The sequence below is a fragment of the Heminiphilus faecis genome (assembly GCF_008728965.1).
GTDB lineage: Bacteria > Bacteroidota > Bacteroidia > Bacteroidales > Muribaculaceae > Muribaculum > Muribaculum faecis.
Genome location: NZ_VSMC01000006.1, coordinates 119182 through 130270, shown reverse-complemented (window position 1 = coordinate 130270; position 11089 = coordinate 119182). Strand labels below are relative to the sequence as shown.

At 48.9% G+C, this 11089-nt stretch carries 9 protein-coding genes; 4 read left to right on the top strand and 5 right to left on the bottom strand.

The window, feature by feature from the left end; genetic code table 11:
* Window positions 1-299: 299 nt before the first annotated feature.
* Window positions 300-1280, bottom strand: a complete 981-nt coding sequence (bla, locus tag FW767_RS04150; RefSeq protein WP_121698920.1) for a class A beta-lactamase, subclass A2 — start codon at window positions 1278-1280, stop codon at window positions 300-302.
* A 188-nt stretch (window positions 1281-1468) separates the two neighbouring features.
* On the opposite strand from bla, the gene FW767_RS04145 reads away from it, so the two are divergent.
* Window positions 1469-2719, top strand: coding sequence for a hypothetical protein (locus tag FW767_RS04145; RefSeq protein WP_121698846.1), 1251 nt, complete (start codon window positions 1469-1471; stop codon window positions 2717-2719).
* 14 nt (window positions 2720-2733) lie between these two features.
* Entirely contained in the window at window positions 2734-5055 is a 2322-nt protein-coding gene (locus FW767_RS04140) for a GH92 family glycosyl hydrolase (RefSeq protein ID WP_121698921.1), read from the top strand.
* Between the two features lie 580 nt (window positions 5056-5635).
* On the opposite strand, the gene FW767_RS04135 is transcribed toward FW767_RS04140, so the two are convergent.
* From FW767_RS04135 to FW767_RS04125, 3 genes are read right to left on the bottom strand one after another with little or no spacing between them, the layout of a single operon-like run.
* Window positions 5636-6019 (bottom strand): VOC family protein, encoded by a 384-nt coding sequence (locus FW767_RS04135; protein WP_121698922.1) that lies wholly within the window; start codon window positions 6017-6019, stop codon window positions 5636-5638.
* A gap of 15 nt (window positions 6020-6034) precedes the next feature.
* Window positions 6035-6664, bottom strand: a complete 630-nt coding sequence (locus FW767_RS04130; RefSeq protein ID WP_369863256.1) for a DUF1349 domain-containing protein — start codon at window positions 6662-6664, stop codon at window positions 6035-6037.
* 26 nt (window positions 6665-6690) lie between these two features.
* Window positions 6691-7248, bottom strand: a complete 558-nt coding sequence (locus FW767_RS04125; RefSeq protein WP_121698847.1) for a sugar O-acetyltransferase — start codon at window positions 7246-7248, stop codon at window positions 6691-6693.
* Between the two features lie 87 nt (window positions 7249-7335).
* On the opposite strand from FW767_RS04125, the gene FW767_RS04120 reads away from it, so the two are divergent.
* Entirely contained in the window at window positions 7336-8073 is a 738-nt protein-coding gene (locus FW767_RS04120) for a response regulator transcription factor (protein WP_121698848.1), read from the top strand.
* Between the two features lie 33 nt (window positions 8074-8106).
* On the opposite strand, the gene FW767_RS04115 is transcribed toward FW767_RS04120, so the two are convergent.
* Window positions 8107-9501 (bottom strand): C1 family peptidase, encoded by a 1395-nt coding sequence (locus tag FW767_RS04115; RefSeq protein ID WP_121698849.1) that lies wholly within the window; start codon window positions 9499-9501, stop codon window positions 8107-8109.
* Between the two features lie 137 nt (window positions 9502-9638).
* On the opposite strand from FW767_RS04115, the gene FW767_RS04110 reads away from it, so the two are divergent.
* Window positions 9639-10859, top strand: coding sequence for a GTP-binding protein (locus FW767_RS04110; RefSeq protein WP_121698924.1), 1221 nt, complete (start codon window positions 9639-9641; stop codon window positions 10857-10859).
* The last annotated feature ends 230 nt before the right edge of the window (window positions 10860-11089 follow it).

Here is an 11089-nt window from a genome sequence, read left to right as displayed (position 1 = left end):
AGGCAGAACTTGACAGAATACAAGCAAAAATCAACAGAAGACCGCGAGAAAAATTAGGTTTCTCAGCGCCTCGTATTGAGTTCTTCAAACTATTGACTTAATTTTGCACTTGCTTGTTGACTCTACAGGATAAAAAAATCAGGAGGTTTATTTCTAAATCTCCCGTTTAATTTCTATTTTTGCATACGAAGAGTTCTTTGAAGGTTACGCAACGCGCAGAAGGATAATGCAGTAGATAACTAACTAATTCGTAACCTATTACTATCATGAGCAATTAACCTACGCTCATTTCCAATAAATTACACTCTTTTCGTAACTTCATATGACAAAGTCTGTGATAATGTTGAGTATACGGTGGCGGATATGTGTGCTATGGCTTTGGCGGCTTCTGCTTCGTTGCCCTTGAAATCCTTTACAAATACGGCCAATGTATAACAAGTATTATCGGGCAGACATATATAGGCTACGTCATTGTGCGCTACGAGCACTCCGTCATCATTAATGTAGCCTGATCCTGTTTTGTGGGCTATGCTAATGCCTTCTTTGTCAAGCAAGGGTGCTGCTATTCTGTCATTGCCTGTTTTACATTCTTTCAAGGTGTTCGCAATGAACAATTGATTTTCGCGACTTACCAGACTGTCGGTAAACATGCGGTTCATCAATATTGCCGCGCCGAGAGGTGATGTGCAATTGGCATATGCCTTGTCGTGGTCAGTCGACATATCCTCTTCAGTGTAAGCTATATGAAAACTTGAACGAGGTATGAGAGTGGCAATGAAACTATCGGTCCGTGCAACGTCAACCAATCTTTTGAACATGAGATTGCTTGCATTGTTGTCGCTTTGACTTAGTGTATAATGCAATAAATCTTTAACCGTTAATGAAATCACCGGCTCTAAATGTTCTTTCATCATGGGGCTCCATGTTTTGGGGTCGAGTTCTTCTCTTGCTATATTCATCAATGAATCAAGAGAAAGACCTTTGCGATCAAAATCGTGACATACTGCTAATGCCTGATGAACCTTGAATACACTCATCATCGGGTAAATGTTGCTGTTGTTGACAGTAACTGTATCAGTATTATTTATGATTACGGCCACTCCGATTTCGCTCGGGTATTGTGATGTAATTTTGGTGATTGTATCGGCAAGGATATCGGGATATCGTGCTGGGGTGCCATTCTTTTCAACCGATTTGTACAACGACAAACCTGAGACAGCAACAAAACAAACCAACGCGAGGCATAGAGCTAATATATGGTGCCTATTGAATCTTACCATGGATATAAAAAACATAATGGATACCGTTCACAAAATTACAAAAAGGTTTTGATTATTTGTCGGGGATTAATGTGTTTTTAATAGCTGTGCTAATGTGTGGTATTTAATTTTGCATATGTTAACCGTCCGGAGAGGCCTATTGACGGCATTCGGGATTATGACCATAATTACATTAATTAAACAGCATTATGAGAAAGATAATTTTCGCTTTGGCTATGGTGGCGATACTCTTGTCGCCTGTCTGTTCATCGGGTGCCCGGGTTATGCGTGGCGGCACTGCTAAAACCAATATCACTCCTGTCAAACCATACTATCCGGTACATGATTCTGTCTATGCCCGCGCCCTTGTGCTTGAGGCCGACAGTATGCGGCTCGGTTTCGTATCGCTGGATCTTGGCGGATATACCAACCCCGGGCTTGTAGAGCGCCTGCGTAAGCGTCATGGCATTGACCGTTTGTTTTTCAGCCTGTCGCATACCCACTCTTCGCGTGTCACTCCCGAGAATGCCGCGTATGTAGAGCGCCAGATAGAAGAGGCCGTGGATGGTGCGGTAGCCGATATGTCGGATGTGTGTCTATCAAGCGGTTACCGTTCGTTTCCGCCGATAGCATTCAATCGTCTTATAATGCGTGACAACGGCAAGGTGCTCGAGTCGTGGGAGGGCGACGATCATTGGCTCGCTGTCAATCCGGAGTGTATAGTGCATGGCCCCATAGACCCGGCTGTCGGCGTTATAAAAGTTGAGGATGTAGCGTCGGGCACACCGAAAGCTGTAGTTATGAATTTTGCCTGTCACCCCGATGTGGTCTGGAACAACTTTGAAGTATCGGCCGATTATGTAGGATATGCGGCCCGTTATGTCGAGGAGGCTTTCGACACTCCTGTGAACTGCTTGTTCATTCAGGGTGGCGCCGGCAATCAGGCTCCGTTGTTTAAGGATGGCGGACGTGAAAGCGCCGATGACCCGAGGCCGGCCAAATACCATCTTATCGAACGCATGGGCAAGTTGCTCGGCATCGAGGCGGTAAAACTGACCAAGGCGCTTTATCCTGATCCTCGTCAGGAGGCATCTATACAGATAATGACTGACTCGCTCTGTTTTACCGGACGTCAGGACAAGTCGCTTGACTATAACGTTCACTTTTCCAATATAGTGCTGAACAATAATATCGTGATTGCGGCAGTGCCCGGTGAGCCGTTCATAAAATTTCAGATTGACTGGAAGAATGAGATGGCTCCGGAGGGAACACCCTTTCTGTTCGGTTACACATGGGGCAGCGGGTCGTGGCCTGTGTATCTGCCTGACATAAGGTCGGCGTCATTGGGCGGCTTCGGAGCCGAATATGGCCCCGGAATGATAGAGTATGGTGCCGGTGACAAGATTTATAACCGGCTTACTGAAAATCATTATCGTCTTACACGCGGCATAAATCCGTGAAAATAATCTCGGTCATGCGTGCTTCTGTTTTTATTGCGGCTGTACTGTCAGTCGTCGCTGCGGTCGGCCATGTGTCAGCTGCTGCCGGAGTATCGCCCGTGGATTATGTCAATCCTATAATCGGGGTTACGACTCATGACGAACTTGCAGGTGCGACAGACGGCCTCGGGAAAACATTTCCCGGGGTATGTACTCCTTATGGACTTGTACAGTTAAGTCCTGATACCAAAACCGGCGGCGACAACGGCTCAGGATACTCATGGCATCACAAAACCATAGAAGGGTTCAGTTTTACCCATATGAGCGGAGTGGGGTGGTATGGTGATCTTGGCAATTTCCTCGTTATGCCGACAGTGGGGCCGTTGAAAACATTCAAAGGTACTGAAGATGAGCCTGAGCGCGGCTATCGAAGCCGGTTTTCGCATGACCGTGAGTGTGCCCGCATCGACCGTTATGCGGTGATGCTTGACGACTACGGTATAAAAGCGGAATTGGCTGCGGCGCCCCGGTCTGGTATGATAAGGTTTACATATCCTGAAGCCGATACGGCCCGCATACAGATAGATCTTGCCCGTCGTATAGGCGGATCGTCGACACTGCAGCGCGTAGAGGTTGTAAACGACAGTGTGATACGTGGTTATATGAAGTGCCCGCCTGAAGGTGGCGGCTGGGGCGACGGCTGGGGTGGAGCCGACTATACGGTATATTTTTATTGTGTATTCAGCCGCCCGATGACAGATTACGGTATGTGGAGCGCTGATATTCCCGACGGTTGGTCGCGGAAAAATTCAACCAATGACGACCCCGTATACCACAGTTTGTATGAGAATGCCGAGATAATAAGAGACCGTACTGAGTTGGAGGGAAAGCATATCGGATTCTTTACCGAATTTCCATCGACCGAAGGCATGGAGGTGGCGTTGAAGTGCGGCATTTCTTTTGTGGACATGGAGGGTGCCCGGCGTAATCTCGAAGCCGACATGACCGGCATGGACTTTGACCGGGTATGTGAACGTTCACGTGCTCTATGGGAGCGCTCTCTATCAAAAGTGAAAGTCGAGAGCGGCAATGACGATGACCTCACGGTGTTTTATACGTCGCTCTACCACACGATGATAGACCCACGGTGCTTCTCCGATGCTGACGGCCGGTATATCGGCGCCGACGGACGCATACATGAGGCCGACGGATTCGTATACCGTACTATATTCAGCGGCTGGGATGTGTTTAGAAGTCAGTTCCCGTTGCAGACCGTGATTAATCCGTCTCTTGTTGAGGACGAGCTGAACTCTTTGGTGCAGATTGCCGAGCTTAGCGGTCGCGGTTACTTCCCGCGATGGGAGTTTCTTAACTCTTACTCGGGATGCATGGTCGGTAATCCGGCTGTGTCGGTCCTTGCCGATGCTTTTAACAAAGGACTTCGCGGCTATGATACGCACAAGGCCATACGTTACGCCGTGAATACCCAGCGCCGGTTCTCTAACGGGGAGGCCGGTTTTGTGCCCGGCGACCTGTCGTCGACACTCGAGTATGCCTATACCGACAGATGTGTGTCGATGCTGCTTGACTCGGTTGGATGCCGTGAAGAGGCTGCGGAGTTTGCCCGCAAGTCGCAGTCTTACCGTTCGGTATGGTGTGACAGTGTAGGCTGGTTCAGGGCGCGCGACGATAGCGGGGCATGGACCCCTTGGAAGTCGCGCCTCACGTTTCTTCAGGGATGTGTCGAGTCCAACAACTATCAGCAGGGATGGTTTGTGCCTCATGACATAGCCGGTCTTAAGTCACTGATGGGCGAGGAGCGAATGTTAAGCGAGCTGGAGGCTTTTTTCAACGGAGCGGACAGTCGTTTTACATGGGGCGATTATTATAATCATCCCAACGAACCCGATCATCATGTGCCGTTCATGTTCAACTACACATCAAAGCCGTGGCTGACACAGTACTGGACAAGGCGTATATGCCGCAATGCCTATGGAGCCGATGTCAACGGACTCTGCGGCAATGAGGACGTCGGGCAGATGTCGGCATGGTATGTTTTGGCATCTCTCGGTTTTCATCCGGTGTGCCCCGGTGTACCGCGTTATGAACTTACATCTCCCGTATTTGATCGGGCACAGATAGCGCTTGATCCGAAGTATTATCAGGGAGGTACTTTTACAATCATCGCTCGTGACAATTCGCCCGAAAATGTCTACATACAGTCGGTGACTCTCAACGGCAACCCTCTTGACCGCCTTTGGATAACGCATGCCGAGATTGTAAACGGAGGCACATTGGAACTCGTTATGGGTCCCCGGCCAAACGAAGCACTACGTGGCCACGAGGCAACAGAATAACGGATTAGTTGCAAAACTTAAAATAGGGCCATACCGATAGACGGGCGCCAGTAGTACGGCGCCCGTCTATCGGTATGGCCAATATCTTGGTGAAACCGGAAGCGACGTTAGCATAGGACCATTCGGGCTGCAGCCGGGCGCCGTGGTACTGGCGCCCCTACAATCGTACATGCTAACTTCACAGCGTTTTTTATATTGGTCCGAGACTCTATGTGGATGATTCTCCGTTATTATTGGCGCATGCTGAGATTGTAAACGGAGGCACAGGCCCCCGGGCAAACGAAGCACTACGTGGCCACGAGGCAACAGAATAACGGATCAGTTGCAAAACATAAAATAGGGCTGTAAGGTAGGGGCGCCAGTAGTACGGCGCCCGTCTATCCGTATGGCCAATATCATGGTGAAACCGACGGCGTTAGCATAGGACTATTCGGGTGGCAGCCGGGCGCCGTGGTACTGGCGCCCCTACAATCGTACATGCTAACTTCACAGCGTTTTTTATATTGGTCCGAGACTCTATATGGGCGATTGCTCCGCTTCTATGAATAGAGTGTTGTTTGTGCAGGTGGGTATATTCTGATTATTCGGTAATTTCTATTACGTTGCCTTCGACTCCGATTATCTGGCTCTCATAGTAGCCGTCGCCGGTAACTCTGGGGCCACTGACAACTTCATACCCTCCGTCTTTGAGTATTGATGTCAACTCATCTACGTTATCCCTGCCGCCGACACTGAATGACAGATGTATATAGCCGGTTCGCATCTGCGCCTCGTTCTGTACATCCAATCCGGGACGGGTCATGATTTCGAGCCTTGCGCTGTTGCCAAAACTCAGGAAATATGACTTGAAATCTGTCTTCGGGTTGTGGTATTGTTCAGATGGTTCGGCATTGAAATACCGTATGAAAAAATCTCTTGCCCCGTCCAAGTCACGGACATATAATGCCGTATGGTCTATTTTTATATTCATTGCTCAATATTATTTGTCGTTCTCAAGCCATTCGGTGCGGACTGCGTCAGGCAGGTGACGAACCGAGAAGTCGGAGAATGTGACGTTGAAGCCGTCTCCGTCGGGACATGCGCCCATCATGCCGATTTTCACAGGGCAGTTGGCTTCCATCCATGCGTTTCGCATCATGGTATACTCCTTGTCGTCAAACGAATAGAAAATCTCTATCGCATCCTTTCGGCGCACTGCCTTTATCCAGATGAAATCGACAGGCTTATCAAGGGCGATGACACTCCAGTCGGATGTGTGATGTGTCACTACTGTGCTGAGGTTGTATTTGCCGTCAACGTATTCTATACCGGCCTTGATATAGTTTTCGTGGTCGATACGAATCATCATGCCGGCTTGGTCGAAACGCACCTTGTAATCGCCGGCCACCTTTACCTTTGCCTCGAACTCTCCGCCGTATTCCGCATAGTAGAAAGGTGCGTCATCAACGGTGAAACCATAGTGCGATATGCGCCAGTAGTCACTCTTGGGCGTTACCGACATCGAAAGCTCGTTGCCGGAGATATTCCACTGCGACGGTTCGTTGAACCAGTTCATTTTTTCAAGGGTCTGGGCTGAGAGCGACAGTCCTGTCATCAGCGTAAGTGCCATGAATAAAACTTTTTGTACCATGTCTGTCATTTTATCGTTTTTATTACTTTGCAAGGATTTCCTACGGCTACCGAGTGAGACGGGATGTCTTTCACCACAACACTGCCGGCTCCGATTACGCAATCATCGCCGATGGTCACGCCGGGCAGCACACATACATTGGCACCAATCCATACATTGTTGCCGACGGTAATCGGACGGGCGTATTCGAGCCCCTTGTTCCTCTCGACGGCATCAATCGGATGTCCTGCCGTGTAGAATCCGCAATTGGGAGCGATAAACACGTTGTCGCCGAATCTTACAGGCGCTCCGTCAAGTATGACTAAATTATGATTGGAGTAGAAATTATCACCGATATGGATATTGTAGCCGTAATCGCAAAGAAACGGCTGCTCTATCAGGAAGTTTCCTTTCACACTGCCCAACAGTTCCATTATAATTTTCTTTCTTTCCTCGACATCCTTTGGTCTGAGATTATTGTAATCATGACACAATTCTTTGCACTCAAGCCTCTCGGCGATAAGCAGAGAATCATTGTTTGCATCATATATCATGCCGGCCAGCATCTTTTCTTTCTCTGTCATTTCAAATAACCATATATTGGAGTTAACTTTGCAAAGTTAATCGCTTGTAAAATAATGCGCAATGGCTATAAATAACCATTTTTTGACATGAGTAATCTTCCAAGACTAAATCAGCTTCTGAAAAATCAGTCGGTCAGAGTTGAAAAATCTGATTTGCCGTGGTTACTGAATTATGCAGAAAACGTAGCCCGAATCGAAAATGTCACAGCTGTAGTCAGTGATCTGAGGAGTGGAACGAGTCGGATATTCCCCGGCAAATTCGGGATCCTTCTGGGTATAGGTAATTACGGGACTGAAAATTCCATCTGGGAGAAGGCTATTCTCGACCTGATGACAGAAGATGAACGTGAGGAAAAATATCTTGCAGAACTGCGGTTCTTCAATTTCCTGCGTCATGTACCGCGTCATACACGCCCCGATTACTATCTGGTGTCAAAGTTGCGCATGACTGTGGAAACGGGTTGCACTATAGATGTGCTCCATCGCATGTATTACATCTATGCCGATGATGCCGAAACAATAACCCACGCATTATGCCTGTATGGGAGCAGCGCCATAGGCTTTGTCGGCAAGAGCATCGTTGCCAATTCCCTGACAGGTGTTTCTGAAGAGCTGACATCCTCCTCCGACGCATCGATACTGAGCCGACGGGAACAGCAGGTGCTAAGGCTCATAGACTCCGGCAAAACCAGTGCCGATATAGCAGTGGTCTTGTCTATCAGCAAAAATACGGTAAGCCGCCACCGGCAGGAAATACTCGCTAAACTGCAAGTAAAGAATTCGATGGAGGCTTGCCGCATAGCAAAAGCCATGAAGATAATCTGAGGCAGTGCGTTAACAGAAAAACGGGCGCCCGGGTTACTGTTCCTCGGCAAACATGGGGTCCCACGCCGGCAGGAGTATGGGTTTAGTGTCGAGTACGGAAGCGGCTTTGGCGGTGAGATACTTTTTGTTGACCACGAGGCGGAACATGTATTCGTCAAACCATCGGTCGGTCATTATAAGATGACCGTTGTTGGCTCCGGGGCCCCAGCTGTTTTCGACCATCCACTTCTTAGGCCGTCCGTCTTTGTCAAGGTCCACGGCCATCAGGGTCATGGCGTGTGACGACGAGCTGGCAAAGGTGCGTATGCGGTCGGCCTTGTCCATCGGAAATCCGGTGTCAAACAATGAACCGTAGTCGAAATGGTTGACATCGAGCAGTCCGCGCTCACGATCGAAGCATTTGCCTACGTCGCAGGAAAAGTACATCATGGTGCTGTCCTTGATCGACGCTATGGCCATCTCTTTTATATCTTCGACCGGAAGGTTTACGTAGGTCCAGTTTTGTCCGTCGTAGGTGTGTCGGTCAAAATCTATCTCATACAGTCTGTAATATTCTCTAGTGGGGTCGTTCATGAGCATGACATAATCGTTTTTCAGGTCATTGCCGGCATATGTGGCGTAAAACGACTGCGGAGTGTAGACTGCGGAGTCTATTATATTGCCGTCGCGGTCCTTTCTTGACCACGAGAACTCCGTCGGCGGCTCGCCGAGGGTCAGTGCCAGCATCTTGTATACTTCACCGAGCATTTCGGTTTTCCTGTCGGCAAGAGCTTTGCCCCCGGTGCCGGCGGCAGCGCTTTTGCGGAGTTCAAGACCCCACTCCTTGAGCTTGAGTCCTATAAGATTGCGCATGCGCGACGTGTTAGAACTGCTGAATGTCTCCACCATCACTTCCGAGGGAACGACACCGTACTTCGATATGTTGTCAGACAGACCGGTGTACTGGCCTCCGTCGCTGAGCGGATTTTTAAACAGCCATTCGACGGTCTTGTCATCCATAGACCGGTCGGCGGTGTCGATGATGCTTTGAAGAAACAGATTGGACTTTTCGAGCTGGTCCCAGAAGAAATTGTAGTTTTGCGACAATGTCAGCTCCGGAAGATTATGCTGTGCCATCATCTGGGAGCGCAGCACGTTAAGACCGGTAAAGAGCCAGCATCGTCCCGATGACTTCTGGTCGGTGATGCCCTTGCTTTTCACTTTGTGTGAAAAATGGGTGTCGAAATTGTTTTTATTCGCGGCATTGACGGCAAGCCTGTCAATCGAGTTTGCAGCGATAGCATTGTGTATGGCACGCTGATGAGGGGTGTCGCGATATGTAGCGCGTATCTTGTCGACCGTCGCTTTGTCGAGACCTCCGGGTGATGCCGCGTGTAGCGTGGCTCCGTATAATGCGATGGCTATGACGGCAAAGACTGCTTTGTTCATGATGATAAATTGATTATGAGGTTAAAACGGATTTTGTCGGTTTGTCGAGTTAATGCAAATTTAGTCTTTTTCGTTGATAAACCGAGGATATAGCCGGGGAAATTGTTATTTTTGCGATGCAAAATATATATATTGTCATGAAAGGAAAGGATGTACCTGTGCTGCTCCTTACCGGATATCTGGGAAGCGGCAAGACAACATTGGTTAATCACATACTGACCAACGAACGAGGCATAAAGTTTGCCGTGATAGTCAATGATATAGGAGAGGTAAACATAGATGCTGACCTTATACAGAAGGGGGGTGTGGTAGGCACGGCCGATGACAGCCTTGTGGCCCTTCAGAACGGTTGCATATGCTGTACGCTGAAGATGGATCTTGTGAATCAGATAGTAGATCTGCTTCATATGGACAGCTTCGACTACATCGTGATAGAAGCGAGCGGCATATGTGAGCCGGAGCCTATAGCGCAGACTATATGCTCGATACCGTCTATGGCTCCTGTTGTAAATAAGTTCGGTACCTGCCGGCTCGACTGTGTGGTCACGGTTGTGGATGCTTTGCGACTGCAGAGTGAGTTCTCGTGCGGCGACAGTCTTAAAAACGAGAACATGGATGATGAGGATATCGAAAATCTTATAATACAGCAGATAGAGTTCTGCAACATAATCCTGCTCAACAAGATATCGGAGGTTAGCGCCGAGGATAGCAGTAGGATAAAAGAGATTGTACGCACTCTTCAGCCGCAGGCCGAGATAATAGAATGTGATTATGCCGATGTCGATCTCGGCCGCATAATCAATACAGGGCTGTTTGACTTTGAGAAAGTGGCTACCTCGGCGACTTGGATCAAGGAGATAGAGCGTCCGGTCGACGAACTTGAACACGAGCATCACCATCATCATGACCATGTCCATGACGAGGAGGATGAGCATGAGCATGGTAACCACCACCATCATCACCATCATGATCATGAGGAGGGTGAAGCTGAGGAATACGGCATTTCGACGTTTGTTTACTACCGACGCCGTCCGTTTAATCTTAATAAGTTTGATTATTATGTGGACAAGAAGTGGCCGCGCAATGTCATCCGGGCCAAAGGTGTGTGCTATTTCAGTGACAATACCGACGTGACATATCTGTTTGAACAGGCGGGTGTGCAGAAAAAAATTACCGATGTAGGACAGTGGTATGCCACTGCACCCGAGGAGGAGCTGCAGCAGCTCATGGAGCAGGAGCCGGGACTTATGCGTGACTGGGACGAGACCTATGGCGACCGCATGGAGAAGATTGTTTTTATCGGCCGGCACCTTGACCGCGAGCAGATAACGCGCGACCTCGACGCCTGTCTCGACTGACAGCTGTCAAAATGCCCCGGATGGTCCTCTCTGACCGCACTGCCTGCATGGTCATACGGTAGTGCGGCGTCCGGCTACGCTGCGTATGGTTAACCGGATTGCTAACTTCTCATACTTTTGGATTTGTAATTTAAGGAAACGGTCAAACGGCGACAATATTGGTAGGGACGCCAGTACCACGGCGTCCGGCTACGTCCGGTATGGTCTTCTGTAACTGCCTTGCCGGTATG